Raw genomic sequence first — 15,098 nt, forward strand, 5'->3', positions numbered from 1 at the left:
GTCACTGGCCGCTCGGCCAAGTGCATTCCGTCTTCAGGCCTTCGACACTGGTATTCGACGCATTGTCCGAATGCGCGTGTGGTGGAGCGAAAGACGGAGTGGGAACAGAAGTGACCGTGTCTGAAGTGCAGGAGAGGGACCCGCTGGCAGCCGGCTCGGACGGCGGACTCGGTGAGGCGTTGATCGGCAATAGTGGTCAGGTCACCGAACCGGTCTCGATGGTGATCTTCGGAATCACCGGTGATCTCGCACGCAAGAAGTTGGTCCCGGCCATCTACGACCTCGCGCACGGTTGCCAGCTGCCACCGGGTTTCGATCTCGTCGGCTTCGCTCGCGACGGCGCGCACACCGAAGCCCGGCTGCGGGATGCGGTGATTGCGCACGCGCGCACACCATTCGACCCTGCGGTGTGGGCTGAGCTCGCCGAGCGTATCCACGTCGTGCAGGGGTCGTTCGACGACACGGCCGCGTTCACCCGGCTTTCCGCCCGGCTGGCCGAGCTCGACGTCCGTCGTGGTAAGCCCGGCAATTACGTGTTCTACCTGTCGGTGCCGCCGTCCGCGTTCGCCACGGTCTGCGACCAGCTGGCGATCACCGGTCTCCACCGCGGGGCTCGTGGGTGGCGCCGGGTGGTGGTGGAAAAACCGTTCGGGCACGACCTCGCCAGCTCGCAGACCCTCGGTGTCGCGCTGGAAAGGGTGTTTCCGCCGTCCTCGATCTACCGCATCGATCACTACCTGGGGAAGGAGACGGTGCAGAACATCCTCGCGTTACGCTTCGCGAACGGAATGTTCGAGCCGTTGTGGAACAACCGGCACATCGACCACGTGCAGATCACCATGGCCGAGAGCGTCGGAGTGAGCGGGCGCGCCGGGTACTACGACGGCGTGGGTGCTGCCCGCGACGTCATCCAGAATCATCTGCTGCAACTGTTGGCGTTGATCGCGATGGAGGAACCCGTCGCGTTCGATGCCGACAGCATCGCCGCCGAGAAGATCAAGGTCCTCTCCGCCACCGGACTCCTCGGACCGCTCGCGGAGACATCTGCCCGCGGACAATACGGTGCGGGGGTGGAGAACGGTGTTCCCGTAACAGGATTGGCTGACGAGGCAGGCTTCCCAGCCGACTCGACGACCGAGACCTTCGCGGCCCTGACAGTCGGCATCGCGACTCGCCGGTGGGCCGGCGTGCCGTTCTTCATCCGCACCGGCAAACGCCTGGCACGGCGGACCGCCGAGATCGCGGTAACGTTCACACCCCCCGCCCATGGTTCACCCGCTGCCCGGGCCGCGGCGGTGTCGAACGTGCTCGTGTTCCGGGTTCAGCCGGACGACGGAATCGAGTTGCACATCGGCGCCAAACGTCCGGGCGGCGGCATGCACATTCAGCCGGTCAGCCTGGGGATGGACTTTCGGTCGGTGTTCGACCCGGCGCCGGAGGCCTACGAGCGGCTGATCTGTGACGTGCTGCGCGGGGACGCCACCCTCTTTCCTCGCCGTGAGGAGGTCGAATGGTCCTGGCGGGTCATCGATCCTCTCCTCGAGCACTGGGCAGCCCTCGGTCGCCCGGACAACTATCCGTCCGGCGCGTCCGGCCCGGAGTCTGCGGAACGAATCCTCAGCCGGACCGGCCGGGAGTGGCGGTCGCTCTGACCCGCGGTGCCGCCGCTCAATTCCGTGCGCCGTTCTGCGGCGCCGGGGTTCGGGCTGCAGGTCCGCCGACGAGTACGACGATCGACAACGAGGACGAGCTCCGGCGGAGCAGGGACAAGGGGATCATTGACATAAAATAGTGATGCAGACCATGCTCCTCGGGCGCTATTGGTCAGGTGTGCGCATGTCGAACCGTGGGAGTGGGAGGAGGCTCTACGGCGCTGGTCCTCGACCAACTCAAACTCGACACGAAGCCGGACCGCGCGGGGGCCGGTGAGCCGTCGACCGGACCCGGAACCGTGGCCGGAGCAACGACTCCCAGTCCTGTGCAGAAGGTGTCGGCGGCCCCGGCGGGAGCCGCGGCCGAAGACAAGACTCCCACCCAGGCGGGGAAGCCGGTGCGAGGGCGCAGAACACCGGCGAGGACATCGTCTGCGAAGACACCGCCCTCGTCGCCACCGTGACAGTGGGCCCGACGCGGATGTCGCCGGCCTGCCTACCTTCACTGCTACGGACTGTCGGACATGGTGGCGCCGTCGGGCGCCGTGGTTGCGGTGCTCGACGGCGCCATCTGGGTTAGGTGTTGTTTGCCGTTCGTGGGGTGTGGTTGCGGGCTTCGATGGCGGCGATGGTGTTGTCGAACGCCTTTCCCAGGACGCGGGTGCCGAAGGCGCCGAGCACGGCTGCGAGTGCTCGTCCTTTGAGGTTTTTGCCGTTGCGGACCACGACGGCGTCGATGTCGGTGGTGCCGTCGGGGCGCGGGGTGAGGGTGTAGGTGTGGCCGGAGTTGCCGCCCCACAGGTTGGAGTCGGTGGTCGTCATGACGATGCGGTGGGGGTCGGTCCAGTCGTAGTGCAGGCGTTCCCAGGCCCCGCCGGAGCCTTCGGTGACGTCGGCGTGGGTGGTGTCGAGTTCGTGTACCTGGAGGTGGTCGTCGGCGCTGTTGCCGAAGATCGCCTGGCGGCCGGGCCCGAAGTCGGTGAGTGCGTCGAGGAATTGTTCCGGTGTGGCGTTGGTGGTCTGGTGCAGGTGGATCGTGGACATGACGTTCTCCTTGGTGGGGTGGTGCCGGGGTGGGGGTCGGTCGATGGTGTGGAGGGTGGTTAGAGGGGCGGCTCCGTCCCTGCCTGTTCGGCGACCATGTAGGCGGCGTACCAGTCGGGCCAGTTCGGATCGGCTGTGCCGGTGCGCGTTTCGTGTTGACCGTGGGCGGTCGCGGCGCGAATCAGCGCGCTGGTCAGGTCGGCGGTGCTGCCGAATGTTGTTGCCGTGGTGGTGACCGCCTCGGTGGAGGGGGGTTCGATGGTGTTCATGGTTGCCTTCTCGCGGGGTCTCGAAAAACGCGGGGGATGTCGGATGCGGGCCGTCAATCCAGGTTGGGGAACAGCTGTGCGCTGTTCGGTTCCCCTGGGTGTTGGGCGGCCGGGTTGCGCTACAGCGGGGTGCTGCTGTTTCAGCCGTCGAGCAGGATCTGGTCGAGGCCGATGGTGTCGGCGCGGCGGTCCTGCCGCTGGTCACGCTGACGGTCGTGCTGGTGTTGCTGTTGCATGTCGTTGTCGCGGTCGAGTGGGCTGTCGTGGGTGACGGCGGCGGCGGCGGCGACGGGCTGCGCGGCGTTCGGCGGTGCGGTGGTGGCGTTGGCGGCGGCGACCGGGACGAGGCCGAGTGCGGCGGTCGCGGCGGCGGCGGTGGCGAGTCGCTTCCAGGGGGAGGTGCTGGTGGCGGGGTGGGTGTTCGGGTGGAGCTGTGTGGTGCTCATGGTGATCGGTGGTCCTCATTCGGGTGCCGCGGGCCCAGCGTCTGCGGCTATTCGAACGGTGTCGGGGAGGGCCGGAAGCGTTACGCCGACCGAACCCCGGATTGGTGTGACGTGTGTCACGACCGAGTGGCTGCCTGTGGCGGATCGGGATCGATGTAGCGCGGCGGGGTGTGGGCATTGAGCAGCCAGGCCCCACCCTTTGCGGTGTCACCGATGGGGAATGCGCGTGTCCCGTCGGTGCGGGTGCATGCGGCGAGCGCGGTGCCCCACAGGGTGCCGGTGAGGTCGACGGTGTCGAGGGCGGCGAACAAATCGTCGGCGGCGGCGTCCGGGGCGAGGAGGGGGTGCTCGTGGATGGCAAGGCCGTCGGCGGCGGCCAACGGGGCGAGGGTGTCCAGGCAGCGGGTGGTCGGGCTGCAGTACAGGACGCGTAACTCCACGCCGGTGAGGGTGTCGACGAGGCCGGCGGCTTGTTCCTGGCCGAGGGCGCTGAGGGGCCGGTGGGCGTCGGACCCGCGCCAGCTCTGCTTTCCTATCGCGTGGGCGTGCCGGAGTAGGACGACCATTCCAGGGCCTTCCCTCGCGAGAGTGTGCGTGTGCGGGTGGTCGCTGGCTGTCTGCGTGTGGGCCCGGCTGTGGTCTTTGCCTGGGTGGGTTGCTGGCGTCTGCAGGTCGGTTGCGCTACAGGCCGAGGTCCCGGCCGATGAGTTCTTTCATGATCTCGTTGGTGCCGGCCCAGATCTTGGTGATCCGGGCGTCTTTCCACGCGCGCGCCATCCGGTACTCGTTCATGTAGCCGTAGCCGCCGTGCAGCTGGACGCAGGAGTCGAGGACCTCGTTCTGGATTTCCTCAGACCACCACTTCGCCTTGGCTGCGTCCATTGCGGACAACCCACCGTGGGTGTGTGCGAGAAGGCACTGGTCGAGGTAACCCTGTGTGACGTCGGTCTTCGAGAGGGTCAGGTCGGTGGCTGAGTGTCGCATGCCATTTGTTGGCCCGAAATTTGCGTGCTGTTGCTAGCTGTATGAGGCCATAACGTTGGTGACACCGGCGTGGAGCTTGCTCGAGGGTGGCCGGTTTCCGGCGGCAGTGTGAGGTCGATGGTAGTTGTAGTGCACGTTCCACACTTCGAGAGCTTGTGAGCGCTGCTGCTCGCTGGTCCAGGTTCGGGCGTAGAGGAACTCCTCGGACAGGATCCGGTTGTAGCGCTCGACCTTGCCATTGTGCCGTGGGGTGTATGGGTTGATCCGCTGGTGGCGCGCGCCGTGCAGGACCTTGGCGAAGTCTTTCGCGCGGTAGCATGAGCCGTTGTCGGTGACGATCCGATTGATGTGGCCGATGCCGTGTGCAGCGAAGAACACCCGGGCTCGATGCATGAATCCGATTGCTGTGGAGGCTTTCTCATCGGTCAAAGCCTCGGTGTAGACAAGGCGGGAGAACCCGTCGACGGCGGAGTGCAGGTATACGTATCCGGCGCGGGCTCCGGCAGCCTTGGCGCGTTCGACGGCCTTCGCCTGGTCAGAGCCCTTGCCGTGGGCACGCCAGCCACCGCCTTCCGGTATCCGCCCGACCTTCTTCACGTCCACGTGCACCATGTGCCCCGGCCAGCGGGCGACGATTCGCCTTGGTTCATGGTTGCTCTCACCGGTGGGGTCGAGGAACTTGCGCCGGTTCAATCCGAGGAGGGCCAGGTGTCGGCTGACGGTGCGCACGGATATCGCGGTGCCATCACTGCTCAGTTCGTGGGCGATGCGGCGGGCCGACCATTTCTTGTCGCGGCGCAGCTTCTCGATCCGTGCCACCACCGAGGTGGGGGTGGCGGTCGGTTGGTGGTGGGGCACGCTCGGGCGATCCAGCAGTCCCAGTTCCCCGAACTCGCGGAAGCGGGTTACCCATTTGCTGGCGCAGGCGCGGGAGATGCCCATCTCGGCGGCGACGTGGGCGATGGGACGGGTCTGGCAACGTTCGACGAGTCGGCGGCGGCCTTCGACGGACAGCGGCGCGTTACGGTGGAGCACGGACGGGTTCTTCCTGTCGGCGGATGCGTTGGTGGTACTTCTCATCCTGCCGTCGGAAGGCCCGTCCCCTTCGCTCAGCCTATGCTCCGCCGGGCGTCTACAACGTCATGACCCGCAACAGCTAGCGCTGAACTTTCAGCACGACGGGCACCCCATGATCCGTTGTGAACTCGTTGTCCCGGTCGACCGGATTCTCGTCCGAGGCGCGCTCAACCATTCATGCCCACACTTCTGGCAGCACCACCAAATGGGCTTGTTGGTCCCTTAGCTGACGCGGACCGCGGCGAGATCGCCGTTACGATCTGGGTGCCCTTCAACAACCAAGTACAGTGCCCTCTCAGCGACTGAAAGCTGACCTCGGGTCGTCATGGCGTCGAAGGATGCGGCGTGCAAACAACCTCGCAGTTATGTTGCGGACCCTCGCGCTGGACGAGGGGAACGGGGAATGGTCTTACGGCTTCCCGGACACTAATCTCAGTGAGCTGGTTGCCTACTGGTGGGACGGCTACGACTGGCGCAGGGCCGAGGCCGCCATCAACGCCTACGAGCACGGCCAGGTGAGCGTCGTCGGGGTTCCGGTGCACCTCATGCGCAAGCCCGGCCTCGGACCTTACCCGAGCTGGGGTACGACACGATGGTCAGATCCGACTCCGTTTCTTCATGGAGCAACCAGTGTTGCGAAATAGGACACAAGTCATCTCATCCGTACTTTTAGCCTTCTCAGGTGCGCACTCCACGTGCATATTCGGAGCCGTTCCATGTCCCATCCCCCGGTAGAGGAGGTCGCGAACTCGCGCAGCCGGGCGATACTTCTACCTCGGCCCGCGCCCCACGTTGGTGCGCCCACGGCGGCGGCCCTCCCGAGGTGATCAGAACCGATTTCGGGAAGGACACCGCAGCGTTCTGTCGGGCACTGGTCGCGTATCTCGACGTCGCCGCGCCGGCACCGCTGCGGCCGCTTGGTCGAGCAAATGATCACCGTCGCTCGTCGAAGGTTCTGGCTGGGCACCTGAACTTAAAGAGACCGTCCGGACTGATTGTGAAGGATGTTGTTTGCGAAAGGATTACCGCGGTGACAGGTCCGCAGCACAAATACCCGTGAGTGAGATGAGTGAGACCGATCGATGACTTGTATATCCGCTCGTGCGCCGAACACTGTGCCGGCTTCCCGCCGTGAAGGTACGCCACGGACCGGACTGCCCGCCGACCGTGATCGTGGAGATTGGCGCATGCTGGGGTCGTGCCGGAACGTCGAGTCGTCGTTGTTCTTCTCTCCAGAGGGGGAGCGTGGTCGGGACCGGGCGCGGCGCGAAGCGCGCGCCAAACGCGTCTGCCAGGACTGCCCGGTGCTCACCGAATGCCGCGAGTACGCCCTGGCCGTTGCCGAACCGTACGGAACGTGGGGCGGGATGTCCGAGAACGACCGCAGACGGCACATCCGGCCCCGGCAGACAGAGGGGCGGCCCGCCGAGCTTCCTGTCGAGGAACCGGTGCGCTGACAGACGATGCGCCGCCCTGAGAACTTCCACATCCTGTCTGGAATGCACGGGGTTGCTCGAAATCGACCCGCGAGCGCCCCTACGAGATTCTTGGGACTGAGTATTGATGTAAGTGGTTGTGGTACTGAGTATTTGGTAGGTGGCTCAGATGCCGAATTGTTCGGGGCTGCGCTTGTATACCAGTGGCGCTGCGCAGCAGCGGCTCTTGGGGGGAAGAACCCGCCTCCGGCCCTTGGCAGGCGGCGCGCTTCATACCTTCGGTGATCCGGCGGGCACTGGCAACGAGCGCACCCCGGAACACACCGGGGAAGGCCAGCACATTGTTTCTGATTCGGGAAATCCGCGCGCGTGACCACAGCGTCGATGATTCCGGCGTCTTCGATCACCTCGCGGCCGCTGGTGCTGTCCAGGGGCGGCATGAGCACCGCGGAGATCAAAGCGAGGATCGAGGCCATGTTCGCCGACGACCGACGACCGGTCAGCCAGACGGGTGCACTCTGACACATCAAGGGGGACAGGATGAATGTGCTGCTTCTGCTAGTTTTGCTGATCACCGCGTTCGCTGTCGTGCTGGCGATGCAAACCGACGAGTAGTCCCGCTTTCGGCACTGAACGGCGCGTCAGCGACCGGCGTCCTACTGGTCTTCGTTCCCTTTCAGCAGTTCATTGATGGTTGCTGTCTCGGTGGCTTCCTCGTGGTCGTCGAACAGCGGTCGAATTCCGCGAGCTGCCATGATCTGGTCGTTGCTGGCGCCGGCGGCGATCATCGGCCAGACCAGGGCGTCGTCGCCGACGATGAAGTCGATGACGACGGGGCGGTCGTTGATGGCGCGGGCTTGGGCGATCACCGCGTCGACGTCCTTCTCTCGTTCGCAGCGCAAGGCGATGCAGCCGAGCGCCTCGGAGAGTTGCACGAAGTCGGGGATGCGGCGGGAATGGGTGGCCAGGTCGACGTTCGAGTACCGGCCGTCGTAGTGGATTGCCTGGAGTTGTTTGACCATGCCGAGGTTGCCGTTGTTGATCAGGGCGACCTTGATCGGGAGACCTTCGATCGCGGCGGTGGCCAGTTCCTGGTTGGTCATCTGGAAGCAGCCGTCGCCGTCGATCGCCCACACCTCACGGTCGGGTGCTCCAAGCTTGGCACCGAGCGCCGCGGGCACCGCATAACCCATCGTGCCGAGACCGCCCGAATTGAGCCAGGTACGCGGCTTTTCGTAGCTGATGTAGTGCGCGGCCCACATCTGGTGCTGGCCGACGCCTGAACAGTAGATCGCATCGGGGCCGGCGGCCTTACCGAGAGCTTCGATGACGAACTCCGGCGACAGGGCTCCGTCGCGAGGGCGGTCGTAGCTGACGGGTAGGCCCGGCGAATCCCGTCGAGATAGGTGCGCCAGCTGGCCAGGTCGATCGGTCGGCCTTGGTCTCGGCGGGAACGTATCGAGTCGATCAGTGCCGTGGTGGTCTGCTTGCAGTCGCCGACGATCGGCACATCGGCGAATCGGTTCTTGCCGATCTCGGCCGGGTCGATGTCGGCGTGAACGACCTGGGCGCCGGGCGCGAACGAGGCCGCTTCCCCGGTGACGCGGTCGTCGAACCGGGCACCGAGCGCGATCAACAGGTCGCTCTTCTGTAGCGCCGCAACAGCGGCGACGGTGCCGTGCATGCCAGGCATCCCGTAGTGCAGGCGGTGGCTGTCGGGGAACGCTCCGCGGGCCATCAGCGTCGTCACGACGGGAAACCTTGATCACACCCCCGCCGACGTAAAGGACCGGCGCCTTCGCGGCGGCGATGAGGTCGGCGGCCGCCCGGATCTGCTTGCCGTGCGGTCTACTCACCGGCCGGTAGCCGGGCAGCTTGGTCGCCGGTGGCCAAGCAAAGGTGGTGGTGGCCTGCAGGACGTCCTTGGGGATGTCGACGAGCACGGCACCGGGGCGCCCGGTGGCGGCGATGTGGAACGCCTCCGCGAGAGTGCGGGGGATGTCCTTGGGGTCGGTGACCAGGAAGTTGTGCTTGGTGATCGGCATGGTGATACCGCAGATGTCGGCTTCCTGGAAGGCGTCGGTGCCGATCAGCCCGCGCCCGACCCGCCCGGTGATCGCCACGACCGGCACCGAGTCCATCTGCGCGTCGGCGAGCGGGGTGAGCAGGTTCGTTGCGCCCGGCCCGGACGTTGCCATGCAAACCCCGACCTTGCCGGTGGCTTGGGCGTACCCGGTGGCGGCATGTCCGGCACCCTGTTCGTGACGCACCAGCACATGACGCAGCCGCTGGGAATCGATCAGCGGGTCGTACACCGGCAGGATTGCTCCGCCCGGAATGCCGAAGACCACCTCGACGGGCAGCGCTTCGAGCGCGCGCACCACCGCTTGAGCGCCGGTCATCCGCATCGGGTGGATTCGCTCGGGGAGCGCAGTGGAGGAAGCGGCGGAATTCCGGCTGGGCGGCTCGGTGTCGCGAATTGCCGGGAGGGGTCGCTGGATAGGGGAAAAGGTAGATCGCACAGGAAGTCCTCGAGTCGGGTCCGTGCTGTACTTGCTGCGCCGAATTGCGGTTACGGGTCAGACCGCGCCGTATACGGTGCGTCGATAATCGTGCGGCGGTGTCGTTGTCCGGGTCTCCGGCCTCGTGAGCTCTCCCGGCGGGCGATCGAGGAACGGCGTGGCGTTCTCGTGCCTGGCGTGATCTCAGTCATGCAGTGACCGGCAGATCCGGCAACCAGCACTCATGAGGGTGAGCAGTCTGCACGCCGGCACTGCTGCTGGTCCCGATCCCGGTGGTCATCCTGCCCACCGGCGACGCTGTCGGACGAAATCGCTGCGCACTGACCGTGATCGGCTGTGGGGACCAGCAGGGCACAGGAGCTGACGGTCGAACCTTGCACATCAACCTCAACTGTTATCAAATATTGCAATAGCCCGATCGGCGACACACGACCCAAGGAGTCCACCTATGCCCGACATCCATTCCGCGTCCTCGGCCTCCCCGGCCATTCCCGCCGGTACGTATGCCGTTGATACCGAGCAATCGGCGGTGACGTTCCGCGCCAAAGCGTTCGGGTTGATGTGGGTGCGAGGCCGTATCCCGGTGCTGGAGGGCTCGATCACGGTCAGCGGCGGCCGCATCACCGGGACCGGCCTGCTCGCCGCCGATCGGATCGATACCGCATTGGGGCCCCGTGATTGGCACCTGCGGTCCGCGCACTATCTCCACACGGACAAGCACCCCACGATCGAAGTGGCGATCGACGGTGCCGACTTGTCGAGCGGTTCAGTTGTGTGTGAGGTGATGGTCCGGGGGACCACCGCTCCCGCCCAGTTGCAGCTTCGATCGATCGCGGCGGCCGACACACTCGACATCACCGCGGAGACGACGGTGGATCGCACCGTGTATCCGATGCTGGGCCCGTGGGCCGGAGTGTCACGTCGTGCGAACCTGGGCATCACGCTCGTCGCTCGGCCAACCGGGAACGCGTAGTACCCGAATCCGTTGGCGCAAGCAATCTCTCGCAACCATTCCGGTGCGGATCGATCACACGGCAGTGTGTGCGGCCGCGACACTTTTCGAGGCCGGCCGGGCGAGCTTGCTCGAGCAGAAGTCCATCAAGTATGTCCGGGTTGAGAAGTCGACGTCGTTGATCACTGTGGACGTCACCATCGCCAGAAGGCGTTGGTAGAACACCTGCGGGGTGATGCCGAACTCGGGCAGGATGTATTCGTCTCCTCCGCCGAATGGGGACCATTTGGTGGCGAACGCCAGCATGGCCTGATCGTCTCGGGTCATTGTTCCTCCTCGTCCCCGGCTGGGTGTTGCTGATATCTGTCAGAGATCATCTGCGGTGAAGCCGTTTTCGAGTCGCGCTTTGACGGCGGTGAGAAAGCGGGCGGCGTCGGCGCCGTCGACGATGCGGTGATCGTAGGAGATGGACAAGTAGGCCATCGACCGCACGTCTATGCGGAGCTCACCGTCCCGCCGGGACGGGATCAGCCGCTCGACCACGGCACCGACACCGAGGATCCCGGTCTGCGGTTGGTTGATGATCGGGGTGTCGAACAGCGCACCCCGGCTGCCGGTGTTGGTGAGGGTGAAGGTGCCGCCCGTCAGGTCGTCGGCGGTGATCGTGCCGGTGCGGACCTTGTCGGCTTTGTCCGCGATCGCCTGGGCCAGTCCCTCGGTGCCGAGCTGCTGGGCGTCTCGGATGACCGGCACCATCAGGCCCTTTGCGCTGTCGACGGCCATGCCGAGGTGGCAGTGGTCGTAGTAGGTCACCTCGGTGACGTCGGTGTTCAGCGAGGCGTTGAGGACCCGGTGCTCGGCCAACGCGTCGACGGCGGCTTGGGCGAAGAACGGCAGGAAGGACAGCTTGATTCCGGTCCGCTGCAGGAAGGCGTCCTTGTGGGTGGCCCGCAGCCGGGCGATCGCGGTGACGTCGACCTCGAGCACCGTGGTCAGCTGGGCGGCGGTCTGCAACGATTCGACCATCCGCTTCGCTATCGTGCGGCGGATCCGCGGCAGTTTTTCGGTGGTCGAGCCGGTCGCCGGCAGCGACGCAGCGGTGCCTAGTGTGGCCGGGGGTGTGGCCGTGTCCGGCTCCGGAGGCGGCGAGGGAACCGCCGCCGGAGCCGGGGGCACCGGCGGCGGGGTCTGTGCAGGATCCGCCGTCGGTGCCGGTATGGGAGGGGCCGCGGGAGCCGCAGCCGTGCCGCCGGATTCGGTGATGATGGCCAGGTCGGCGTCGATGGCGACGGCGTCGTTCTCCTCGGCGAGGTGGCGCTGGAGAATCCCGGTGACCGGTGACGGAATCTCGGTGTCGACCTTGTCGGTGGCGACCTCGAGCAGTGGTTCCTCCGCGGTGACGTGGTCACCGGGTTGTTTGAGCCACCGGGTGATGGTGCCCTCGTCGACGCTTTCCCCGAGGGCTGGCATCCGCACCGTGGTGCCTTCGAGTTGTTCGGTTGTCATCGTGTTGTTTGCTCCTGGCCTGTGTGCGTGCGGGTCTCGGTGATCAGGGGATGATGTCGAGTGCGGCCCGCACGATGCTGTCGGTGTCGATGCCGTGGTAGCGGTACACCTCGTCGAGCGAGCCGACCTGCCCGAACTTGCTCACTCCGAGTGCGGTGCTGCGCACCTGGTTGATGCCGGCGAGGAAAGCCAGGGTGTGCGGGTGGCCGTCGAGGACGGTGACCATTGGGTTGGCGCGATCAGCGGGAAAGAGCTGATCAAGGATCCAGCTGTCCCCGGACCCGCGGCCCTGCCGCGCCTGGACCGCCTCGAACAGCAACCCGGGACTGGTCACGCAGACGACGTCGGCGGGGATGGCTTGCTCGGAGAGCCGGTCGGCGGCGGCCAGGGCTTCGGTCACCATCGCCCCCATCGCCACGAGGGTCACCTGCGCATCATCTCGGCGGACGAGGGGGTAGCCACCGGCCACCACCTGACGGCGACGGCGCTCGCGGGCCGCCGGGTCCGTGGGCACCGCGGCCAGGGTCTGATCGACCGGGCGAGTGGACAGGCGCAGATATGCGGAGGTGCCGTCCGGGCGACCGAGCCGGCCGATGCTGGCCAGCAAGGTCCACTCGGTGTCGATCGCGAACGCCGGTTCGTAGCTGATGCACCCGGGCTGCTCGAGACCGATGGACGGGGTCTTGATCGACTGGTGCGCACCGCCTTCGGCGGCCAGGGTGACACCAGAGGGGGTGCCGACCAGGATCGACTGCCCGCCCGCGTAGATGCCGTACGACCAGGGCTCGAGGGCGCGTTCGACGAACGGGTCATACATCACGCCGATCGGAAACAGCGGCTGCCCCCACCGGCTCCAGGTGGCACCGAGCTCACCCATCAGTCCGACCAGGTTGGTTTCGGCGATGCCCAGTTCCATGTGCTGCCCGGTGGGCCGCTCATTCCAGTGCATGATGGTCTCGCGGTCGTCGTCGAACCAGTTGCGGCGCTCGGCCGCCGACCACACGCCGACCTTGTTGACCCAACCCGCCAGGTTGGTCGTCGAACTCACGTCCGGGCTGACCGTGACCACCCGCTTGGCCGCCTCGGGGGCTTCGCGGGTCAGGTCCAGCAGCACCCGGCCCAGGGCCGCCTGGGTGGTGGCGGTGCCCTTGGGGGTGCGGCCGATGTCGGTGGGGATCGTGAGCGCGGGCAGCGCCGGGACAGGGTTCCGGCGCAGCCGCTCCGCGTTGCTCGCGCACCGCCGCCCGACCGCGGAGTCGGCGGCGAACCGGCCCCACGGCGACGCCGGGTCCATGCCCAGATCCGCCGCGAGCGAGGCATATTCGTCGACCGACAGCAGCGACGAGTGGTTCTGCGGGTGTCCTTGGGTGGGCAGCCCGTAGCCCTTGATGGTGTAGGCGATGATCACGGTCGGCCGGGTGTCGTCGATCTGCCGATAGGCCGCGGTCAGGGCGGACAGGTCGTGGCCGCCGAGGTTGCGGATCGCCGCGGTCAGGGTGGCATCGTCGAGGCCGGCGATCAGCGCGCTGATCTCGGTGCTCCCGGGGCCGTTCCCGGGCAGGCGGGTCCGGACCTCATCGGCGCTGCACCGCAGCAGCCGCTGGTACTCCGGGTTGGGCATGTCCAGGATCCGGGTGCGCAGTGCCTGCCCACCGGGCCGGGTGAACAACTCTTCGAGGAGTCTGCCGAACTTGACGGTGATCACCTGCCAGCCGGCGGCGTCGAACATCTTCTCCAACCGGTTCGCGGCGATGTTGGGAATGACCCGGTCCAGGGACTGCCGGTTGAGGTCCACGATCCACACGACCTCACCGAGGTCGGCGATGCCCGGGTCGAGGATGGCCTCCCACACCGCGCCCTCGTCGAGTTCGGCGTCTCCGACCAGCGAGTACTGACGGCCGGTGCCCGCCCCGCCGGTAGTGGTTTCGACGTAGCGGCGGGCTATCGCACCCCAGATCGGGGCGGTAGCGCCGATGCCGACCGAACCGGTGGAGTAGTCGACGGTGTCGGGATCCTTGGACCGGCTGGGGTAGGACTGCAGGCCGCCGAATTCCCGCAGGGTGGTCAGGTACTTCTCGTCGAGCTCCCCGAGCAGGTAGTTGATGCCGTGCAACACGGGGGAGGCGTGCGGCTTGACCGACACCCGGTCGCCGGGCTGGAGCTGTTCGAACCACAGCGAGGTCATGATCGAGACCATCGAGGCGCACGAGGCCTGATGCCCGCCGACCTTGAGGCCGGTGGGGTTGGGGCGGATGCGGTTGGCATGATGGATCATCGAGGTGGAGAGCCACAACACCCGCTGCCGAATCGTTTCGAGTGTCTCCAGATCCACCGGACCACCGGCCTGGGCGGGCGGGGTCGCGGTTCCGGGGGCGACGGGCAGGGTGTCGTGCATCGGATTCTCTTTCCTCACAAGGGCGGATCGCTGCGGACGAGCGCAACTATCAGAACGGCTCCGACGGGGTGGCCAGGGAGCAATCCACTCGACCGGTGACGGGGTGTGTGCGGTCGGATGCGGTATCGGAATGCGGCGGTGCCGGATCTGGTCTGATCGCCGCCCACCTGTTATAACAGTGGATCAGGATTTTGCCGCCTGCGCAATAGTCGGTGTCGAGATTGAGCAGAATGCACGCCGGCAGGGCGCTCGAGGGACGGTGGGATTGGCACAATGCCAAGCACGCACAAAGCGGATCAGATCGACGCCCGGCTTCTGCTCGCGCTCGCGGAGTCGCCGCGGGCCACGACCATTGCCCTGGCGGACCGGATAGGACTCTCACGCAACACCGTTCAGGCCCGGATGGGCAAGCTCGACGACTCGCACGCGCTGCGCTCGTTCGAGCGCCGCATCGACCCGGCGATTCTCGGTTACCCGCTGCAGGCATACATCTTGACCAACGTCACCCAGCGCAAGCTTGCCCGTGTCGGGGCCGCCCTCGACGGCATTCCCGAGGTGCTCGAGGTCCTCGGCCTGAGCGGTGTCGCGGATCTGCTCATCCACGTCGCCGTCCGGGACGCCGACGACCTGTATCGGGTGGCCGGGGACATCCTTGGGATCAAGGGGGTCAAACGCACCACCACCGCCCTGGTGATGCGCGAGATGGTCGACTACCGGATCGCGCCGCTGGTCGAGAAGCTCATCGACTGACACCGGCCGGTCCGCGCCCGGATCGGCACCGACCTCGTGTTATAACATGCCTCGTACGTGGTGAC

General features: G+C 66.4%; 15 protein-coding genes and 3 pseudogenes. 6 read left to right on the top strand and 12 right to left on the bottom strand.

Going from position 1 to position 15,098, the window contains the following annotated elements:
• The first annotated feature begins 110 nt into the window (after nt 1-110).
• Nucleotides 111-1,652, top strand: a complete 1,542-nt coding sequence (zwf, locus tag JVH1_RS35100) for a glucose-6-phosphate dehydrogenase (protein WP_043777770.1) — start codon at nt 111-113, stop codon at nt 1,650-1,652.
• Between the two features lie 576 nt (nt 1,653-2,228).
• Here the strand turns inward: zwf and JVH1_RS35105 are convergent.
• From JVH1_RS35105 to JVH1_RS35135, 7 genes and pseudogenes are all read right to left on the bottom strand, one after another.
• Entirely contained in the window at nt 2,229-2,696 is a 468-nt protein-coding gene (locus JVH1_RS35105) for a hypothetical protein (protein ID WP_009473160.1), read from the bottom strand.
• 59 nt (nt 2,697-2,755) lie between these two features.
• A complete protein-coding gene (locus JVH1_RS35110) occupies nt 2,756-2,965 on the bottom strand; it encodes a hypothetical protein (RefSeq protein ID WP_009473159.1) in 210 nt (69 codons plus the stop codon).
• Between the two features lie 140 nt (nt 2,966-3,105).
• Nucleotides 3,106-3,411: a hypothetical protein gene (locus tag JVH1_RS35115; RefSeq protein WP_009473158.1), complete on the bottom strand. Its 306-nt coding sequence runs from the start codon at nt 3,409-3,411 to the stop codon at nt 3,106-3,108.
• 116 nt (nt 3,412-3,527) lie between these two features.
• The gene (locus tag JVH1_RS35120) at nt 3,528-3,977 is read right to left on the bottom strand and encodes a histidine phosphatase family protein (protein WP_009473157.1); all 450 of its coding nucleotides are present in this window, start codon (nt 3,975-3,977) and stop codon (nt 3,528-3,530) included.
• A gap of 115 nt (nt 3,978-4,092) precedes the next feature.
• Nucleotides 4,093-4,347 (bottom strand): annotated as a pseudogene (locus JVH1_RS35125) (acyl-CoA dehydrogenase family protein); the annotation flags it as partial.
• A gap of 81 nt (nt 4,348-4,428) precedes the next feature.
• A complete protein-coding gene (locus JVH1_RS35130; RefSeq protein WP_371113102.1) occupies nt 4,429-5,430 on the bottom strand; it encodes an IS481 family transposase in 1,002 nt (333 codons plus the stop codon).
• Between the two features lie 135 nt (nt 5,431-5,565).
• Nucleotides 5,566-5,679 carry a zinc-ribbon domain-containing protein gene (locus tag JVH1_RS35135; protein ID WP_083849698.1) on the bottom strand — a complete coding sequence of 38 codons (114 nt, stop codon included), beginning with the start codon at nt 5,677-5,679 and terminating at the stop codon, nt 5,566-5,568.
• Nucleotides 5,680-5,837: 158 nt separating this feature from the next.
• Between JVH1_RS35135 and JVH1_RS35140 the strand changes: the two genes are divergently transcribed.
• Both JVH1_RS35140 and JVH1_RS35145 read left to right on the top strand, forming a co-directional pair.
• Nucleotides 5,838-6,116 (top strand): epoxide hydrolase N-terminal domain-containing protein, encoded by a 279-nt coding sequence (locus JVH1_RS35140; RefSeq protein ID WP_009473155.1) that lies wholly within the window; start codon nt 5,838-5,840, stop codon nt 6,114-6,116.
• A gap of 543 nt (nt 6,117-6,659) precedes the next feature.
• Nucleotides 6,660-6,929 carry a WhiB family transcriptional regulator gene (locus JVH1_RS35145; protein ID WP_371113069.1) on the top strand — a complete coding sequence of 90 codons (270 nt, stop codon included), beginning with the start codon at nt 6,660-6,662 and terminating at the stop codon, nt 6,927-6,929.
• A 232-nt stretch (nt 6,930-7,161) separates the two neighbouring features.
• Here the strand turns inward: JVH1_RS35145 and JVH1_RS35150 are convergent.
• Nucleotides 7,162-7,276, bottom strand: a pseudogene (locus JVH1_RS35150) (malic enzyme-like NAD(P)-binding protein); the annotation flags it as partial.
• Nucleotide 7,277: 1 nt separating this feature from the next.
• On the opposite strand from JVH1_RS35150, the gene JVH1_RS35155 reads away from it, so the two are divergent.
• Nucleotides 7,278-7,430 (top strand): hypothetical protein, encoded by a 153-nt coding sequence (locus tag JVH1_RS35155; protein ID WP_157173926.1) that lies wholly within the window; start codon nt 7,278-7,280, stop codon nt 7,428-7,430.
• A gap of 134 nt (nt 7,431-7,564) precedes the next feature.
• On the opposite strand, the pseudogene JVH1_RS35160 reads toward JVH1_RS35155, so the two are convergent.
• Nucleotides 7,565-9,316 (bottom strand): annotated as a pseudogene (locus JVH1_RS35160) (acetolactate synthase large subunit).
• A 562-nt stretch (nt 9,317-9,878) separates the two neighbouring features.
• Between JVH1_RS35160 and JVH1_RS35165 the strand changes: the two are divergent.
• The gene (locus tag JVH1_RS35165; RefSeq protein ID WP_009473152.1) at nt 9,879-10,403 is read left to right on the top strand and encodes a YceI family protein; all 525 of its coding nucleotides are present in this window, start codon (nt 9,879-9,881) and stop codon (nt 10,401-10,403) included.
• Between the two features lie 54 nt (nt 10,404-10,457).
• Here JVH1_RS35165 and JVH1_RS35170 read toward each other — a convergent pair whose 3' ends face one another.
• From JVH1_RS35170 to JVH1_RS35180, 3 genes are read right to left on the bottom strand one after another with little or no spacing between them, the layout of a single operon-like run.
• Entirely contained in the window at nt 10,458-10,709 is a 252-nt protein-coding gene (locus JVH1_RS35170) for a DUF3263 domain-containing protein (protein ID WP_009473151.1), read from the bottom strand.
• Nucleotides 10,710-10,748: 39 nt separating this feature from the next.
• The gene (locus JVH1_RS35175) at nt 10,749-11,888 is read right to left on the bottom strand and encodes a 2-oxo acid dehydrogenase subunit E2 (RefSeq protein ID WP_009473150.1); all 1,140 of its coding nucleotides are present in this window, start codon (nt 11,886-11,888) and stop codon (nt 10,749-10,751) included.
• 43 nt (nt 11,889-11,931) lie between these two features.
• A complete protein-coding gene (locus JVH1_RS35180; protein ID WP_009473149.1) occupies nt 11,932-14,283 on the bottom strand; it encodes a transketolase C-terminal domain-containing protein in 2,352 nt (783 codons plus the stop codon).
• A 273-nt stretch (nt 14,284-14,556) separates the two neighbouring features.
• Here JVH1_RS35180 and JVH1_RS35185 point away from each other — a divergent pair, with 273 nt between their 5' ends.
• Entirely contained in the window at nt 14,557-15,033 is a 477-nt protein-coding gene (locus JVH1_RS35185) for an Lrp/AsnC family transcriptional regulator (RefSeq protein ID WP_009473147.1), read from the top strand.
• Nucleotides 15,034-15,098 lie beyond the last annotated feature (65 nt).

Origin of the sequence: Rhodococcus sp. JVH1, assembly GCF_000280725.2 — a bacterium.
GTDB lineage: Bacteria > Actinomycetota > Actinomycetes > Mycobacteriales > Mycobacteriaceae > Rhodococcus_F > Rhodococcus_F jostii_A.

What these genes read in the sequence shown, in the direction of transcription:
- JVH1_RS35105 (WP_009473160.1), bottom strand. Translation starts at nt 2,696, where the DNA reads ATGTCCACGATCCACCTGCACCAGACCACCAACGCCACACCGGAACAA.
- JVH1_RS35110 (WP_009473159.1), bottom strand. Translation starts at nt 2,965, where the DNA reads ATGAACACCATCGAACCCCCCTCCACCGAGGCGGTCACCACCACGGCA.
- JVH1_RS35115 (WP_009473158.1), bottom strand. Translation starts at nt 3,411, where the DNA reads ATGAGCACCACACAGCTCCACCCGAACACCCACCCCGCCACCAGCACC.
- JVH1_RS35120 (WP_009473157.1), bottom strand. Translation starts at nt 3,977, where the DNA reads ATGGTCGTCCTACTCCGGCACGCCCACGCGATAGGAAAGCAGAGCTGG.
- JVH1_RS35140 (WP_009473155.1), top strand. Translation starts at nt 5,838, where the DNA reads ATGTTGCGGACCCTCGCGCTGGACGAGGGGAACGGGGAATGGTCTTAC.
- JVH1_RS35145 (WP_371113069.1), top strand. Translation starts at nt 6,660, where the DNA reads ATGCTGGGGTCGTGCCGGAACGTCGAGTCGTCGTTGTTCTTCTCTCCA.
- JVH1_RS35165 (WP_009473152.1), top strand. Translation starts at nt 9,879, where the DNA reads ATGCCCGACATCCATTCCGCGTCCTCGGCCTCCCCGGCCATTCCCGCC.
- JVH1_RS35170 (WP_009473151.1), bottom strand. Translation starts at nt 10,709, where the DNA reads ATGACCCGAGACGATCAGGCCATGCTGGCGTTCGCCACCAAATGGTCC.
- JVH1_RS35175 (WP_009473150.1), bottom strand. Translation starts at nt 11,888, where the DNA reads ATGACAACCGAACAACTCGAAGGCACCACGGTGCGGATGCCAGCCCTC.
- JVH1_RS35180 (WP_009473149.1), bottom strand. Translation starts at nt 14,283, where the DNA reads ATGCACGACACCCTGCCCGTCGCCCCCGGAACCGCGACCCCGCCCGCC.
- JVH1_RS35185 (WP_009473147.1), top strand. Translation starts at nt 14,557, where the DNA reads ATGCCAAGCACGCACAAAGCGGATCAGATCGACGCCCGGCTTCTGCTC.